The 15,768-nt window shown below is 56.6% G+C and carries 16 protein-coding genes; 15 read left to right on the top strand and 1 reads right to left on the bottom strand.

The window, feature by feature from the left end; genetic code table 11:
* The first annotated feature begins 17 nt into the window (after positions 1-17).
* From FOI68_RS14845 to FOI68_RS14915, 15 genes are all read left to right on the top strand, one after another.
* Complete coding sequence (locus FOI68_RS14845; protein ID WP_143863634.1) at positions 18-812, top strand: 2-keto-4-pentenoate hydratase; 795 nt, start codon at positions 18-20, stop codon at positions 810-812.
* 24 nt (positions 813-836) lie between these two features.
* On the top strand, positions 837-1,721 hold the full coding sequence (locus tag FOI68_RS14850) for an acetaldehyde dehydrogenase (acetylating) (protein ID WP_143863635.1): 885 nt from the start codon (positions 837-839) through the stop codon (positions 1,719-1,721).
* Between the two features lie 34 nt (positions 1,722-1,755).
* The gene (gene dmpG, locus FOI68_RS14855) at positions 1,756-2,796 is read left to right on the top strand and encodes a 4-hydroxy-2-oxovalerate aldolase (protein WP_143863691.1); all 1,041 of its coding nucleotides are present in this window, start codon (positions 1,756-1,758) and stop codon (positions 2,794-2,796) included.
* Positions 2,789-3,571 (top strand): 2-keto-4-pentenoate hydratase, encoded by a 783-nt coding sequence (locus FOI68_RS14860; RefSeq protein ID WP_065066894.1) that lies wholly within the window; start codon positions 2,789-2,791, stop codon positions 3,569-3,571. Before dmpG ends, FOI68_RS14860 begins: the two co-directional genes overlap by 8 nt.
* A 27-nt stretch (positions 3,572-3,598) precedes the next feature.
* Positions 3,599-3,793, top strand: a complete 195-nt coding sequence (locus tag FOI68_RS14865; RefSeq protein WP_035295333.1) for a 4-oxalocrotonate tautomerase — start codon at positions 3,599-3,601, stop codon at positions 3,791-3,793.
* A gap of 31 nt (positions 3,794-3,824) precedes the next feature.
* Positions 3,825-4,763 carry an amidohydrolase family protein gene (locus FOI68_RS14870; RefSeq protein ID WP_143863636.1) on the top strand — a complete coding sequence of 313 codons (939 nt, stop codon included), beginning with the start codon at positions 3,825-3,827 and terminating at the stop codon, positions 4,761-4,763.
* A gap of 41 nt (positions 4,764-4,804) precedes the next feature.
* The gene (locus FOI68_RS14875) at positions 4,805-6,172 is read left to right on the top strand and encodes an aromatic ring-hydroxylating oxygenase subunit alpha (RefSeq protein ID WP_029099867.1); all 1,368 of its coding nucleotides are present in this window, start codon (positions 4,805-4,807) and stop codon (positions 6,170-6,172) included.
* The gene (locus FOI68_RS14880) at positions 6,150-6,662 is read left to right on the top strand and encodes a 3-phenylpropionate/cinnamic acid dioxygenase subunit beta (RefSeq protein WP_255433531.1); all 513 of its coding nucleotides are present in this window, start codon (positions 6,150-6,152) and stop codon (positions 6,660-6,662) included. Before FOI68_RS14875 ends, FOI68_RS14880 begins: the two co-directional genes overlap by 23 nt.
* Positions 6,663-6,754: 92 nt before the next feature.
* Complete coding sequence (locus tag FOI68_RS14885) at positions 6,755-7,972, top strand: ABC transporter substrate-binding protein (protein WP_143863638.1); 1,218 nt, start codon at positions 6,755-6,757, stop codon at positions 7,970-7,972.
* Positions 7,973-8,034: 62 nt separating this feature from the next.
* The gene (locus FOI68_RS14890; RefSeq protein ID WP_143863639.1) at positions 8,035-8,904 is read left to right on the top strand and encodes a branched-chain amino acid ABC transporter permease; all 870 of its coding nucleotides are present in this window, start codon (positions 8,035-8,037) and stop codon (positions 8,902-8,904) included.
* Positions 8,901-9,902, top strand: coding sequence for a branched-chain amino acid ABC transporter permease (locus FOI68_RS14895; protein WP_044897846.1), 1,002 nt, complete (start codon positions 8,901-8,903; stop codon positions 9,900-9,902). Before FOI68_RS14890 ends, FOI68_RS14895 begins: the two co-directional genes overlap by 4 nt.
* The gene (locus FOI68_RS14900; RefSeq protein ID WP_143863640.1) at positions 9,883-10,644 is read left to right on the top strand and encodes an ABC transporter ATP-binding protein; all 762 of its coding nucleotides are present in this window, start codon (positions 9,883-9,885) and stop codon (positions 10,642-10,644) included. The genes FOI68_RS14895 and FOI68_RS14900 overlap by 20 nt, the downstream gene beginning before the upstream one ends.
* Positions 10,631-11,341 carry an ABC transporter ATP-binding protein gene (locus tag FOI68_RS14905; RefSeq protein ID WP_029099873.1) on the top strand — a complete coding sequence of 237 codons (711 nt, stop codon included), beginning with the start codon at positions 10,631-10,633 and terminating at the stop codon, positions 11,339-11,341. The genes FOI68_RS14900 and FOI68_RS14905 overlap by 14 nt, the downstream gene beginning before the upstream one ends.
* A gap of 14 nt (positions 11,342-11,355) precedes the next feature.
* On the top strand, positions 11,356-12,540 hold the full coding sequence (gene pobA / locus FOI68_RS14910) for a 4-hydroxybenzoate 3-monooxygenase (protein WP_044897844.1): 1,185 nt from the start codon (positions 11,356-11,358) through the stop codon (positions 12,538-12,540).
* A gap of 338 nt (positions 12,541-12,878) precedes the next feature.
* Positions 12,879-13,697, top strand: a complete 819-nt coding sequence (locus FOI68_RS14915; RefSeq protein ID WP_370512132.1) for a helix-turn-helix domain-containing protein — start codon at positions 12,879-12,881, stop codon at positions 13,695-13,697.
* Positions 13,698-14,425: 728 nt separating this feature from the next.
* On the opposite strand, the gene FOI68_RS14920 is transcribed toward FOI68_RS14915, so the two are convergent.
* Positions 14,426-15,565 carry an N-acetylmuramoyl-L-alanine amidase family protein gene (locus tag FOI68_RS14920; protein ID WP_143863641.1) on the bottom strand — a complete coding sequence of 380 codons (1,140 nt, stop codon included), beginning with the start codon at positions 15,563-15,565 and terminating at the stop codon, positions 14,426-14,428.
* Between the last annotated feature and the right edge of the window lie 203 nt (positions 15,566-15,768).

The raw sequence follows: 15,768 nt of genomic DNA on the forward strand, positions 1-15,768 counted from the left end.
AAAGGAGGACACCGGCGATGAGCGCTTCGCAAAAAGCCGTCGAGTTGGCCGACCATCTGGCCAGGGCCGCAGCCGAAGGGCGTGGGGTACAGCCCATCACCGCGCTCGACCCCGCGATCACCGAGAAGGAAGCGTATGACGTGCAGTTGGTGACGATTCAACGAAAGATTCAGGAAGGCAGGCGGGTGGTGGGCAAGAAAATCGGGCTCACCTCGCTGGCCATGCAAAAACTGCTGGGGGTGGACCAGCCCGATTACGGACACCTGTTGGATGACATGGTCGTGGAAAATGGCGGAGAAATCCCGTTTCACCGTGTCCTGCAGCCGCGAGTGGAAGGCGAAATCGCCTTCGTGCTGAAACGCGATCTGATCGGGCCGCGGGTGACCGAGCTTGACGTGCTGCTGGCAACGGATTACGTGCTTCCGGCTCTGGAGATTGTCGACAGCCGGGTGGCGGATTGGAAGATTACCCTGCCGGATACGATTGCCGACAATGCTTCCTCCGGTCTCTATGTGTTGGGGGGAAAACCGGTTCCGGTGGATCGGGTTGATCTGGCTCAGATCGGAATGGTTCTCTACAAAAACGGGGAAATCGCCAACACCGGCGTCGGCGCCGCCGCCTTGGGCAGCCCGGCAGCCTGCGTGGCCTGGCTGGCGAACAAATTATTCGAATTCGGCATTCCGCTGAAGGCGGGAGAAGTGATTCTCTCCGGCGCTTTGTCAGCAGCCGTAAATGCCGCGCCAGGCGATCATTTTCAGGCCAGGTTTGCCCACCTGGGAGAAGTCAGCGTGAGGTTTGCCTCTTTGAAATAGAACAAGGGGAAGGACGGGATTGAATTGGCTAAGGTGAAGGTAGCCATTCTCGGCTCGGGAAACATTGGCACCGATTTGATGATGAAACTGCGCCGGTCACCTGTGTTGGAGCTGACCGCCGTGATCGGGATTGACCCGGAATCGGATGGGCTGCAGCGGGCACGCGAGCTGGGGTACGCGGCGATTGCTTCCGGACTCGGCGGATTTTTGGAGCGGCCTGAACTGGCGGACATCTTGTTTGACGCCACTTCGGCGAAGGCTCACATCCGGCATGCCAAAGCGTTGAAACAGGCGGGGAAAACGGCTGTTGACCTGACGCCGGCTGCGGTTGGCCCGTTTGTCGTCCCGACGGTCAACATGGATGCCCACCTGGACGAACCCAACGTCAACCTCATCACCTGCGGCGGGCAGGCCACGATTCCCATCGTTCATGCCGTAAACCGGGTGGCTCCCGTGGACTATGCGGAGATCGTGGCGACGATTGCCAGCAGGAGTGCGGGACCCGGAACACGCGCCAACATTGACGAATTCACGCAAACCACCGCCCGCGGCCTGGAGTTGATCGGGGGAGCGAAACGGGGAAAGGCGATTATCATCCTGAACCCGGCTGAGCCGCCGATCCTGATGAGGGATACGGTGTATGCGCTGGTTGATCCGGAGCGGATGGACCGGCATGCGATCACCCGGTCCATTTATCAAACGGTGGAGTCGATCCAGTCGTATGTGCCCGGGTACCGTCTGCGCAGCGAGCCGCTTTTTGACGGAAACAAGGTGACGGTCTTTCTGGAGGTGGAGGGGGCGGGAGACTACCTGCCCACCTATGCAGGCAACCTGGACATCATGACGGCGGCAGCGGTAAAAGTCGCCGAAGAAATCGCCAAACACAAACTGTCCAACACGGTCGTGTAGCGTGCGGGAAAAGGGGGAGGAATTGCGGATGAGCATGGAGCGCGATTTGTTCATCACGGAAGTGGCCCTGCGCGATGGCAGCCACGCCATTGCCCATCAGTTTACGGTCGAGCAGGTGACGCGTGTAGCCCGGGCATTGGGAGAAGCCCATGTTCCTTATATCGAAGTGTCGCACGGCGACGGGTTGGGCGGCTCGTCCCTGCAGTACGGGTTGTCCCGCACAAACGAAATGGAGCTGATCGAAGCGGCCGTCTCCGTCTCTGGGGAATCGAAAGTGGCCGTGCTGGTGCTGCCGGGGATCGGGACGGTACGGGAACTGAAGGAAGCGGCGAAGCTGGGGGTGAAAATGGCGCGGATTGCGACGCACGTGACCGAAGCCGACGTGTCTGCCCAGCACCTTCAGACGGCCAGGGAATTGGGCTTGGAAACCGTCGGATTCTTGATGATGGCGCACATGGCACCGGTGGAGAAGCTGGTCGAACAGGCCGCCCTGATGGAAAGCTGCGGAGCGGAAACGGTGTACATCGTGGATTCGGCCGGCGCTCTCCTTCCCCATCAGGTTCGCGAACGGGTTCGTGCGCTAAGGCAGCGCCTGCGCGTCCATGTCGGCTTCCACGGCCATAACAATTTGTCACTGGCGATGGCCAATACCCTGGCGGCCATTGAAGAAGGCGCCACCCGCATCGATGGCAGCATGCGCTGCCTGGGGGCGGGCGCAGGAAACACGCAGACGGAAGTGCTGGTGGCCGTCTTGGAGAAAATGGGCATCAAAACCGGCATTGACGTCTACAAGCTGATGGATGCGGCGGAAGAGATCGTGGCGCCCATCCTGGCAGCGCCGCAGGAGATCACCAGGGACAGTCTCGTGTTGGGCTACGCCGGCGTCTATTCCAGTTTTCTGCTGCATGCCCGGCGAGCGGCCCAAACGTTTTCGCTCGACTCCCGCGATATCTTGATGGAAGTGGGACGGCGCAAAGTGGTAGGCGGTCAGGAAGACATGATCGTGGACATCGCCGCCGAATTGGCAAGGCAAAAAACGGGCGCTGCCGTCAACCAGGAGGAACGGTATGGATAGAGCGACTGCTGTTTCGCTTGCAGAATGGCTGAATCGCGCCGAGGTGGAAAAACGGGAAGTGACCCGCATTACGGAACAATACCCGGAGCTTACGGTGGAAGATGCCTATCAGATTCAAGAAGTTCTGGTGGGAAAAAAGCTGGAACAGGGATACCGGATTGTCGGCCCCAAAATGGGCTTGACCAGCCGGGCGAAGATGAAGCAGATGAATGTGGAGGAACCGATCTATGGCTTCATTTTTGACTACATGGTCGTATCCGGCGGCGAGATCTCCTTCCGCGACCTGATTCATCCCAAGGTCGAAGCGGAAATCGCGTTTGTTCTCGGCCGGGATATTGAGGGGCCGGGCGTTACGGGCGCGCAGGTGCTGGCAGCGACAGCGCATGTGATGCCCGCGCTGGAGATCATCGACAGCCGGTATGAACGCTTTCACTTTACCCTTCCCGATGTGATCGCAGACAACGCTTCCTCTTCCCGCGTGGTGTTTGGAACGACGCTGAAGCGGCCCGACGAACTGGAGCTGGATCTGGTGGGGGTCACGCTGTCGATCAACGGTGAGCTGAAGGAGATGGGAGCGGGAGCGGCTGTGTTGGGGCATCCCGCCAACTCGGTGGCGATGCTGGCCAATATGCTGGCACGCAAGGGATTGAAGCTGAAGGCCGGACAAACGATTTTAACAGGGGGCATTACCGGTGCGGTGATGCTGCAGCCCGGAGACGCCGTCAGCGCAAGACTGGATGGGCTGGGTTCGGTCGGCTTTCTCGTCCGGGCGTAATTCGTTTGCAGGGAGGGAGAAAGGCAGATGCCCATTATCACCATTCAAATCCTGGAGGGAAGACCGAAGGAAAAGATCAGGTCCTTGATTGCCCATGTAACGGAAACGGTGGCGGCCGAACTGGGTTCCCCCAGGGACCGCATTCGCGTCATCGTCGCGGAAATCCCCAAAAGCCATTGGGGCGTAGGCGGAACGCCAATTTCAGAAGCGGAAAACAGATAGGCGCCATCCTATCACGGTTGGGAGGCAAAACATGTACGACGTCCATACGCACGTCATTCCACCCGATGTGATCCAGTGGCTGAAGAGTCACGCGCATGACGTGAATGCCGCGTGGATCAAGCGTGATCCGGCAAAGGCGGATTTCCTCCGCGTAAACGGAACCTGGGAGTTTGAGCTGAAGGAAGCGTTCATCAACCCCGCGCTGTATCTCGAGGAGCAGGAACAGGCGGGGGTGACGCACTCCCTCGTTTCGCCGATTCCCCAGTTGTTTCTCTATGACTGTCCGGCAGCAGTCACAGCGGAGCTGGCGTCGGTTTACAACCGCTCTCTTGCCGCCTGGGCAGGGGCGCACCATCAGCGATTGTCCGCTCTGGCCACCGTGACGCTGCAGGAGCCCGCCCGTGCGGCAAACGAATTGCGCGACGCGATGGGACTGGGATTGAAAGGAGCGATCATCGCCACCTCATGGTCCGGAAACCTGCTGTCGCATGAGAAGTTTGCACCGTTTTGGGAGGAAGCCGATCATCAAAAGGCGATCCTCTTCCTGCACCCGCTGCTGAGCGTAGACGCGAGGCTGGGGCAGCGGATGATGGCAAATCTGATCGGAGTTCCGTGGGAGACAACCGTATGCGCCGTCGATCTCATGCTGAGCGGTCTCATGGACAAATACCCCAACGTGAAGATCCTGTTGGCGCACGGGGGCGGGTATCTTCCCTATCAGATCGGACGACTCGAGACAGGATATGCCAAATGGAAAGCGGTGAACGCCCATCTGCAGGCCTCTCCGCGCGACTATCTCAAACGGTTCTGGTATGACACGGTGTTGTGGAATCCCGCGGGAATCCGCTGCCTGATCGATCTGGTCGGAGGCGACCGGGTCGTTCCCGGTTCCGACTATCCGTTCGATCTGTGTGCGTGGCCGCCCGATTCCTCAGGCGCCACCGGGTTTCAAACACTGATGGCGGAGTGACAATTGGAAATGGGGAGCAGTATGGAAAGGAGGCGTGGATCATGCTGAAACATTCTGTTGACAACCGCATCTTTCAGGGGCTTCGGGAAAAGATGGAGCAGGGATTGCTGCCTCAATGGATCTTTACCGATCCGCACATCTATGAACTGGAATTGGAGAGGATATTCGCCCGCACGTGGCAGTTTTTGGCGCATGAATCGGAATTGCCCGAACCCGGAAGCTATGTGACCCGATGGATGGTGGATGACCCTGTATTGCTGGTCAGAACAAACAGCGGGGAGATAAAGGCGTTCCTGAATTCCTGCCCGCATCGGGGGACGCAGTTGTGTACCGCCGATTTCGGAAAAAAGAAAGCGTTTACGTGTCCGTATCACGGCTGGACGTTCAACCTGGACGGCGACCTGATCGGCGTGGTGGCCGGCGACAAGGTGTACGGCGAGGAAATGAAAAAGGACGAGTGGGGGCTTCGGCCCATTCCGCGAGTGGAGAGGTATCAGGGCATGATTTTTGGAAACCTGGACCCCGCCGCCATGCCGCTGGACGATTATCTGGGCGATATGAAATGGTACATGGACATCATCCTGGGACGAAGCGATGGCGGCATGGAAGTGAGAGGACTTCCGCAGCGCTGGGTGGTGCACGCCAACTGGAAGGTAGGCCTGGAAAACTTCGCCGGTGACCCCTATCACGTGCAAACGACGCACAGATCGACGGTGGAGCTGGGGATCAGTCCGCAAGACCCGCTGTATGCCGGGTACGGACATCAGGTTGTGCTGCAAAACGGGCACGGGATTAACGTGATTACCGCTACCGCTCCCGGCAAACCGCAGCGGCCTCCTTATCAGGGCTTGCCGCAGGAGATGTGGCCGATGTTTGAACGAAATCTAAACGCGGATCAATTGAAAGTATTCGCGAAAACGACCGTGTTCGTCGGCTCCATCTATCCCAATCTATCGTTTAACAGTCCCGTGCACGGAAGCGAAGGACATCTGCACAATTACCTGAACGTTCGGCTGTGGCGTCCGCTGGGACCGGAAAAAATCGAAATCTGGTCCTGGTTTTTGATCGACAAAGCCGCTTCCGAAGCGTACAAGGAGGCCGCGTACAAAGGGTATGTGGGATCGTTTGGCCCGTCCGGCACACTGGAGCAGGATGACACGGAAATATGGGCCAGGATCGTCCACGCAAGCAAAGGGCATATGGCCCGCAGCAAGGATTTGAGCTACAACAATCTGCTCAATTATCTGATGGGCCTGGAACGGGTACTGCCTGATGAAACATTCCCCGGCCCGGGCGTTGCCTATCCCACGTGTTATCTGGACGCGATTCATCGAGCGACCCATGAGTACTGGCTGGAACTCATGTCCAAAGAGGAGGAAAGCGCAGGTGAAAACGGCTGTGAATCCTGAACTGCAGTTTCACATCACCAACTTTCTCCATTATGAGGCGTTCTTGTTGGACAGCAGGCGATTTGCCGAATGGCTGGATTTGCTGGCGGATGACATCGTGTATCGAATGCCCCTGCGGGCTACCCGTGAACGGAAAGACGGTTCCACGATTGTGGAGGACATGACGTTTTTTGAAGAGAGCAAAACCTCCTTGACTACCCGGGTAAACAGGCTGGGAACCACATCGGCGTGGGCGGAAGACCCTCCTCCGCGGACCCGTCATTTTGTTTCCAACATCCTGGTGGAATCGTGTTTTCCCAACGATGCGCTGACGGTCAGAAGCTGTTTTTTATGCAAACGGAGCAGAGCCGGCGAGATCGAGGCGGAAGAGATCTTCGGTGAGCGGGTGGACGTGCTGCGAAACGTACATGGTCAATGGAAAATCGCCGCGCGGACGATTTATCCCGACCAAGCCGTATTGGGGGTAAAGAATCTCAGCATGTTTTTGTGAGCACGGGCAGGGAAGCGTATCGAAAGAGTTGACAGCGTTTACAAGGGTATCGCCGCATCCGAACGAAATCGAGAGAAAAAGGGGGCCATTCGATGATGGGAAAAGGGAACACACGAAAGAGCGGTGCATGGATCTCCGCCTTGCTGACGCTGCTGCTGCTTCTGAGCGCGTGCGGCAGCCAAACCGCATCAGGCGGTGAGGGAGAACCTGTCAAAATCGGCGCAATTCTTTCCTTCTCGGGGAATTTTGCGCCGCTGTCGGAAAGCATCAAGGAAGGGATGGAACTGTATTTCGAACTGCATGGCAATCAAATCGGAAATCGGCCTGTGACGATCAAGTATGAGGATGACGAGGCCAATCCCCAGGTCGCCCTGCGCAAATACCGGCAGCTTGTCGACAGCGAGAAGGTTGATCTGCTGGTCGGCCCGATTTCCTCTTCCGTCGTGTACGCGCTGCGCGACGTGATCGAAAAGGACAAAATCGTGCTGATCGACGCGAACGCAGCGGCAAACGACATCTCGTGGGACAAGAAAAGCGATTATATTTACCGCGTCTCGATTTCCAACTGGCAGGACGGCACGCCTGGCGCTGCATACATCGCCCAGCATGTCGGGAAACGGGCATACGTTCTGGCGCCTGACTACCCGGCCGGCCACGAAACGATCCAAGCGTTCAAAGAGGCGTTCACGAAGGCGGGCGGCCAGGTAATCAAGGAAGCGTGGCCCAAGCTGGGGACCAACGATTACGCCACGTACCTGACGGAAATTCTGGAGACGAAACCGGATCTTGTCTTTTCGTTCTTGTCCGGTACGGACGCCATCCGCTTCGTCCAGCAGTACGAGCAGTTTGGACTGAACGGCAGGATTCCGCTGACCGGCACGCAGGAGTTTTTGGACCCGCTGGTTACCGATCCGGCGGGAAAAGCGGCGGAAGGAATCATTGGGGCCACGATGTATACCGCCTCGCTGGACAATCCGACCAACAAAGCGTTTGTCGAGGAATTTACGAAGAAATACAAGGATACCCCCAACTACTTCAACGTTCAAGGCTATGATGCCGCGCAGGTGATCGCCAAGGCGATCGAAACGGCAGGCAGTACGAAGTCGGAGGAATTGATCAAGGTGTTGAAAACCATCACCTTCAGCAGTCCGCGCGGCGAGCTGGCGATGGATCCGAACACGCACAATTTGGCGCTGGATATGTATGTGGCGAAAAACGTGTGGAAAGACGGGAAGATCGAACAGGAAATCATGGGAATAGCGGCTAAAGGACTGAAAATTCCGGAAACTCCTCCGGCTGCATCGAAGTAAGCGGCATGCGCAAACGGGGGAGCGCATGCCCCCATGTGCCGGAGAGGGGAAAGGAGGGGACGATGGTGACATCATCACTGGTTATGCATATCTTGAATGGGTTGGCCTACGGGATGCTGCTGTTTATGATCGCGGCGGGGTTGTCGATCATATTCGGCCTGATGAATGTTGTGAACCTGGCGCATGGCGCCTTTTACCTGGCGGGGGTGTACATCGCGTATTCGCTGGTTGTGCGTCACATGGGATTTTGGCCGTCCTTGCTTGTGTCCGTAGCGGTCGTCGCCATCCTGGGCGTTCTGGTGGAAAAATGGCTCCTGGAACGGGTGTACGGCAGGGAGCTGGAGCAGGTGCTGCTGACGTTCGGGCTGTCCTTTATCTTTGCCGATCTGGTGGAGTGGATCTGGGGGTCAAGCCCTTTGACACTGCCGGTTCCAGAAGCGCTGGACGTTTCGCTGAATGTCGGCGGGATGATGTTCCCCGCCTACCGGATCTTTGTCATTCTGGTCGGCTGTCTGCTTGCCGTGCTGCTGTGGTATATCGAAAGCAAAACGCGTATCGGCGCGATTATACGGGCCGGCGTTGACGACCGGGAGATGCTTTCCGCGCTGGGCATCAACATCAACGTCGTGTTTACGTGCATGTTTGCCGTGGGGGCGGCGCTGGCCGGATTAAGCGGTGTGTTGGGCGGGCCGATCATGGGGATGTATGTGGGCATTGACGCGGAAATACTGGTCTCCTCCCTCGTCATCGTTGTGGTTGGCGGACTCGGGACGTGGAAAGGGGCCTTCATCGGAGCGATCGTCATCGGTGTGGTCGATACGCTGGGGCGCGTCTGGTTCCCGTCGTTCACGATGGCGATGGTGTTCCTGATCATGATCGCGGTGCTGCTGATGAAGCCGAACGGTCTGTTTGGAAGGGGGGCGGCAGCTTGAAAAAAGAGACGGTTGCGTTACACGTCGCCTTTGTCGCTGCTACGATGCTTCTGCCCCTGATCCTCACCTCGTATGGGTTGAAATTGACAAGCGAAGTGCTGATTATCGCCATGTTTGTGATGAGTCTGGGGCTGATCATCGGCTTTGCGGGGCTTGTGTCCCTCGGTCACGCGGCTTTTTTTGGAATCGGCGCCTATACCGTGGCGTTGATCGGCGAGCATGTGGACAATACCTGGCTGCTGCTCATCGCGGCGGTGGTGACAGCGGGAATCGTCGCGTTTCTGTCCGGTCTCATGTTTATCCGCTCGTCAGGCGCCTATTTCTTAATGATCACGTTGGCGTTCGGACAAATGCTGTACGCGATCGCCTACAAAATGGAGGGCGTAACCGGGGGAGCGGACGGCAAGGCGGTATCCGAGAGCTTTAACCTGGGCTTCGGGGCCATCGAGAGCCGGTTGGCATTTTATTATGTAGCCGCCGCTGCCTTTTTGGCGTGTTACTATATGCTTCGCGTGTTTCTGTCGTCCCCGCTGGGGAAGGGCGTGAGAGGGATAAAGGAAAACGAATCGCGGATGACGGCGCTCGGATACAACACGCACCTGTACAAGCTGACCGTCTATTCGCTGTCCGGCATGATAGCCGGATTTGCGGGAGCTCTTTACGCCTACTTCAACCAGTACATTTCGCCCGACCTTCTGCATTGGATGTTCTCCGGTCAGGCCCTGATCATGGTGATCGTCGGCGGCGTCGGTACGTTACTCGGACCGGCCATCGGCGCCGGCTTTTTTGTCATCCTGCAAAACTACATCAGCTCGTACACGGAACGCTGGCCGATCATCATGGGGCTGCTGTTTGTCTGCCTGGTCCTGTACGGGCGAGGCGGGGTGATTCACCTCGCATCGCTTGTGTGGAGCCATCTCCAATCGAAGCGGCGTACCGGCCGGGAAAAGAATGTGCTGCCGAAGGAGGGAAGCGGCTTTGAGTCTCTTAAAGGTTGAACGCGTGCACAAATCGTTTAACGGCTTGCAGGTATTGAAGAATGTTTCGCTGGACGTACAGGCCGGGGAGCGGCATGTGCTGATCGGGCCCAATGGCGCCGGGAAAACGACGCTGTTTCACTGCATGACGGGCACGCTGCCAATCGATGAAGGGGTTGTCACGGTAAACGGCAGGCAAATCAGCGGCCTTCCTCCCTATACGGCCGTACGCGTCGGGATGGCGAGAACGTTTCAGAAAAACAATCTGTTCGACAACTTGACCGTCGAAGAAAACCTGCATCTGGCAATTGCCGCATGCAAGCCGTACCGTTTCCATTTTTTTAAACCCTTCTATAAATATACGGACTTGCTGGAAGAAGCGGAACAACTGCTGAAGCAGTGGGACCTGTGGGAACGGCGGGCCTGCGTCGTGAACCAGCTTTCGTACGGGGAACAGCGGCTCCTGGAACTGCTGCTCGCCCTCGCCTCCAAACCGCGCCTGCTGCTTCTGGACGAACCGACGTCGGGCATGTCGCCGGCGGAAACCGCTCAAACCACCAGGCTGATGCAAAGCATGCCGCGTTCCATTACCCTCTTGGTGATTGAACACGACATGGATGTGGTCTTTTCCATCGCGGACCGGATCACGGTGCTGCACCACGGTGAAGTATTCCTGAGCGGCGCCCCGGAGGAGATCCGCGGAGACGAGCGGGTGAAAGAGATCTACTTCGGGGGAGGTGCGCCGCTGTATGCTGAAGCTTGACCGGGTTCATACCTACTACGGAAACAGCCATATTCTGCAGGGGCTCTCCTTTGAAGTGCCCACAGGAACGTGCGTCGCCCTGCTCGGCAGAAACGGAGCCGGAAAAACGACGACGATTCATTCCATCGCCGGGTTGACGCCTCCCAGGCAGGGGACGATTGCGTACAGGGACAAATCGATTTCCGGCTTGCCGCCTCATCACATCGCCCGCCTCGGCATCGGGTTGGTTCCGCAGGGCAGACGTATCTTCCCGTCGCTCACCATACGGGAAAACCTGACGGTGTCCGCCAGAGACAGCGGCGACACGGAGGCGGGACGGAAGCGCTGGGACTTGGAGGCGGTGTACGACTTGTTTCCAATCCTCAAGGAACGGGAACACAATAGGGGCACCCAACTGTCGGGCGGCCAGCAGCAGATGCTGGCGATCGGCCGGGCGTTAATGACGAATCCCCGGTTTCTCCTCATGGACGAACCGTCGGAAGGCTTGGCGCCGGTCATCATCGAGCAGGTGGGGGAGATCATCGACAGATTGAAGAAAACCGGGCTTTCCATCCTGTTGGTGGAACAAAACCTTTATTTGGCATGCAGCGTGGCTGACGAGGTGCTGGTGATGAACAAAGGGCAAGTGGTGTGGCAGGGCTCGCCGCAAGAGCTGCTCGCCAACCAGGACATCCAGCATCAGTATCTGGGCGTGTAGGGGAGGATGTAACGATGCGCACACAAGTGGGAATCATCGGAGCCGGTCCGGCGGGACTGATGCTCTCGCACCTTCTGCATCTGCGGGGCATTGAGTCAATCATCATCGAGAGCCGGACGCGTGAAGAGATCGAGGGAACGATCCGGGCGGGCGTACTGGAACAAGGGACCGTGGACCTGATGAACGAGACGGGGGTCGGCGGGCGGATGATGCGGGAAGGGCATTTCCACCACGGGATCGAACTGCGCTTCAACGGCAGGGGTCACCGGATCGACGTCCACGAGCTTACCGAGGGAAAACGTGTCACGGTCTATGCCCAGCATGAGGTGATCAAGGATTTGATCGAGGCCCGGCTGAAAGCGGGCGGTGAGATCGTGTTTCACGTGGGGGAGGTAAGCCTGCACGATCTCGATACCTCGTCACCGAAGATCCGTTTTCGCACAAACAAGAATGGAGAATGTCAGGAATTGCGCTGCGATTTTATCGCCGGCTGCGACGGGTTCCATGGGCCCAGCCGCCCTTCAATCCCGGGCCGCGTTCGCAAGGAATACCAAAAACGGTATCCGTTCGGCTGGCTCGGCATCCTGATCGAAGCGCCGCCGTCATCCCCGGAGCTGATCTACGCCAATCACGAGCGCGGCTTTGCGCTGGTCAGCACGCGATCCCCGGAAATTCAGCGCATGTACCTTCAGGTCGATCCGCAGGATGATATCGCCAACTGGTCCGATGACAGGATCTGGTTTGAACTTCACGAACGGCTTTCCACCCGGGATGGCTGGACACTGATCGAGGGGCCGATTATCCAGAAGAACATTGTCGCCATGCGCAGTTTTGTCTGCGAGCCGATGCAGTACGGCAGGCTTTTCCTCGCCGGCGACGCTGCTCACATCGTCCCGCCGACCGGCGCCAAGGGGCTGAATCTGGCCGTTGCCGATGTCCAGGTTCTGGCCCGCGCTCTGGATGCCTTCTACAAGTCCGGCAAAACCGAATGGCTGGAGAGGTATTCGGAGACATGTCTGCGCCGGGTCTGGAAGGCAGAGCGCTTCTCCTGGTACATGACATCGATGCTGCATCGCCACCATGACCACTCACCGCTCGAACGCCAGCTTCAACTGGCCGAACTGGAATATGTGACGTCCTCGCGCGCCGCCGCGACCAGTCTGGCCGAGAACTATGTGGGATTGCCGATGGAGTGGTAGGAAGCGGGGCGAGTGAGCGCCGCCGTGCTTCTCTTGGTGGCATCGTGGCCAGTTATAGAATATATTGTGATGCAAGAGTAGAAGGGCAGCCAACAACCCCTTTCGATGGGGACGGCTGCCTTTTTCTTTTGCGAATGAAATGGAGTTTCTCCTGGCAGACCATTGAGATAAGTTCACCGTAATGAATATAGCATAAAATTAAAAAATATTAACAAAAATAAAGTAGTGTGCTATAGTTGATAAAAGGAAAAAGAAGTAAATAAAGGAATCTACAGGGAGGTAGTTGTTATGGGGGGGGAAGTGGAAACGTACTACTGTACACAACCATCGGTGAACTCATACGGAAATACAGAGAGCAAGCGAACCTAACCATCACACAGTTGGCAAACCTGGCAGGCATTCATAAAGCAGTTATCTCCAAGATTGAAAACGGAGATACAAAACGCCCGGAATGGAAGACGATCAAAGCCATAGCCAGTATCCTGGACATTCCTTACGAACAACTCTTGGAATGCTACATGGATGTGGAGCAGCGGCCGGACGTACTGCTTGAGCTGATCTCGGAAGCGATTGAGTTTTCTGACATACCATTGGCTTCAAAAGTCGCGTTAAAGTTTCTCGAATCGCCGCGCGAGGATACCTATACCTCGTTAGAACGACTGTATACCTTCACAGGAGCTGTAACGAATACCGAAGCCAGGCTGTCTCTGTACAACCTCATCGTTACATACGCGAGAGAACGAGGGGTACCTCCATACATTGCAAAAGGGTTGCTGCAACAATATCTGATTGAAAGGCTTGACTTGAAGCGCCTGGAAGAATCATTCAGAATTGGTGAGGAGATTATTCATTATGCAGGTTTTCTGTCACGTGAAGAACAGATTGTCTTTTATTTTAGAATGGCGCTCCATGCCCATAACACCAAACGATACAAGCAATGTATTGAGTTCTGTAAAGCGGGCCTTGCGTTGGAAACGGCTGAAACCGAACTAACGGCTAGAGCATTTCTTGCAATGATAAACTCGTATCTGTTGACAGGCAACTATGATCCCATAGAAAGTCTCTTACCCGACTATGAATCGTTTGGTTATGATTTTGTGGAGGAATCAGCCAAATTTACTCGTGCCATTGTGAAAGCAAAAAAAAGGCGAATATGATCAAGCGATTCCCATGTTAAAAAAATGCCTGGAGGAAATAAGCAACCTGCGCGAATCCATGTTATAAATGAATTGTTAGAAATTTATTTAAAAATGGACGACTTCACGTCAATTACTGAACTTATTGAGGCAGAGGATCAATTTCTACCTTTTCATGTGAACACTCCATATAAACATGCGTCACTAGGGGAGTACTATAAATATAAAGGGACGTATCAATTTAGAGCAGGCAAGTTTGACGAGGGGTTGACAAGCTATCTCAATAGCATCCGCTCTTATGGTAAAATCAGGGCCTATGAAGAAATTACCGCATCCATGAGTGATCTGCTCTCATATTTCACTCTGCATAAGAAAGGGATCGATTTGAAATCGATTCAACGGATAAAAGAGGTATATGATGAAGTTATGACATACAAAAACAATTGTGAGGTGTAATCCAATGAAAAAAACAATATGGATGATGATCATGTCCTTCGTTATGGTTTTCGCTGTAAATATTCCCGATAAAACAATGGATACGTCTGATTCCAAGCAAGTGGTAATGAATGTGTATGACCCCGGGCATTGAAAAAATCCCATTTCATAGCCGGAAAAACGCCCCCCTACCTTTCCATCAGGGGGGCCAGTGTCTATTCCAAGAGAGACTGCTGCCGTACCCCGGAGACAACGCTTTCGATCAAGGGAGCGGTCCTCACCGCTCCCAAGCTGTACGAAAAGTGTCTTTCTCCTTATCCGCCAAAATAATCCTTCAACCCCGCGACGATCGCCTCCGCCGCCCGCCGCTGATAATCCGCCGTCCGGATCATCGCCTCGTCCCTCGGATTGGTCAGAAACCCCAGTTCCACCAGAACGGCCGGCCGGTCGTTTTCCCGCAGGACGTGATAATCCCCAAAGGAAAGGCCGTTGCTCTTCATGCCGTACAGATCCCGGAGGCGGGCTTCAATCGCCTGAGCCAGGGGCAAATCTTTCTTTTCCTGGTAGAAAAACGTCAACGTCCCGCTTGCCGGTTTGGGCGACGAATTGTAGTGGATGCTGATAAACGCGTCGGCTCCCAGGGTTTCGCTCAGAGCCACCCGTTGGAACAGAGCGGGGCTGTCCCCGTCCCCGGTGCGGGTCATGGTCACGCGGGCCCCGAGCTGGCGCAGCTTGTCCGCCACGTAACGGGCGGTTTGGAGATTGACCGTCTTTTCCTGGGTGCCGTATTTTGTCCCGAGGGCGCCGGCGTCGATGCCGCCGTGCCCGGGGTCGATGACGATGACCTTACCTTTCAAACCCGGCGTCCGGTTCACGTTTGCGCCGATTGCCTGCGCGCTGCTGTTCTGTTCCGTTCGGGGGGCGTTGGTCCCCGTCCCGACATAGCTCCCCAACACCCAACCGGTTGCCCCGGCCGGTGTCCGGACGCGCAGCCAGTCCTGCTGCTGGCCGGTAATCTCCAGCGCGGTTCCCTGGGGCAGCACCTGCAGAATCGGGTGTTCCACCCCCGGTCCCTTGCGCAGGCGCAGGGCGTCGGCCAGGACCGTGCCGCGTTTGGAAACGGAAGCCGGCTGGGCGGGACGAACGCTGCCGGCTGTTCCCTTCGTCCCGGGCTCGTCCCCTTTTTTCAGATAATAGCCGGCCACCCAGCCGCTGGTCCGGCCGGTGCTGATTTTGGCCCACCCGTAGGATTCCTGGGAAATGGATACGAGGGTGCCGTAGGGCAGGGAGCCGACAATCGGTGCGTCCATGCTCGGCTCGCTGCGGACGTTCAGCGAGGTGGCCGCTACCTTTGCGCTTTGGATGCCGCCCGCCTGCGCCGGCTCCGCAGGGAGGGAGGCGGCGCCGAGCAGCAGGGCTAATGTGATGATTGTCTTGATCTGTCGTGGTTTCATTCGTGTCTCCTCTGGATGTCGGTATCAATCGTTGTTGGACACCATTATAGGAGGCATTTGCCGATTGCAGTAGGGCATTTTTTCCTGATTTGCGCCCCTGGCCGTAAAAACCGTCTGCGGGGAGCCGCCATGAAAACAGGTGCGTACAGACCGGCGAAAACGCAAGATACAGGGAGCTAGGAGCCGGGATCAGTGAAGCAGGC

The organism is Brevibacillus sp. LEMMJ03, from assembly GCF_007197875.1.
In the GTDB taxonomy this organism is placed as follows: Bacteria; Bacillota; Bacilli; order Brevibacillales; family Brevibacillaceae; genus Brevibacillus; species Brevibacillus thermoruber.

Excerpts from the sequence above, each read along its gene's own strand:
- FOI68_RS14865 (WP_035295333.1), top strand. The coding sequence starts at position 3,599 with ATGCCCATTATCACCATTCAAATCCTGGAGGGAAGACCGAAGGAAAAG.
- FOI68_RS14870 (WP_143863636.1), top strand. The coding sequence starts at position 3,825 with ATGTACGACGTCCATACGCACGTCATTCCACCCGATGTGATCCAGTGG.
- dmpG (WP_143863691.1), top strand. The coding sequence starts at position 1,756 with ATGGAGCGCGATTTGTTCATCACGGAAGTGGCCCTGCGCGATGGCAGC.
- FOI68_RS14905 (WP_029099873.1), top strand. The coding sequence starts at position 10,631 with ATGCTGAAGCTTGACCGGGTTCATACCTACTACGGAAACAGCCATATT.
- FOI68_RS14920 (WP_143863641.1), bottom strand. The coding sequence starts at position 15,565 with ATGAAACCACGACAGATCAAGACAATCATCACATTAGCCCTGCTGCTC.
- FOI68_RS14890 (WP_143863639.1), top strand. The coding sequence starts at position 8,035 with ATGGTGACATCATCACTGGTTATGCATATCTTGAATGGGTTGGCCTAC.
- pobA (WP_044897844.1), top strand. The coding sequence starts at position 11,356 with ATGCGCACACAAGTGGGAATCATCGGAGCCGGTCCGGCGGGACTGATG.
- FOI68_RS14845 (WP_143863634.1), top strand. The coding sequence starts at position 18 with ATGAGCGCTTCGCAAAAAGCCGTCGAGTTGGCCGACCATCTGGCCAGG.
- FOI68_RS14860 (WP_065066894.1), top strand. The coding sequence starts at position 2,789 with ATGGATAGAGCGACTGCTGTTTCGCTTGCAGAATGGCTGAATCGCGCC.
- FOI68_RS14875 (WP_029099867.1), top strand. The coding sequence starts at position 4,805 with ATGCTGAAACATTCTGTTGACAACCGCATCTTTCAGGGGCTTCGGGAA.
- FOI68_RS14885 (WP_143863638.1), top strand. The coding sequence starts at position 6,755 with ATGATGGGAAAAGGGAACACACGAAAGAGCGGTGCATGGATCTCCGCC.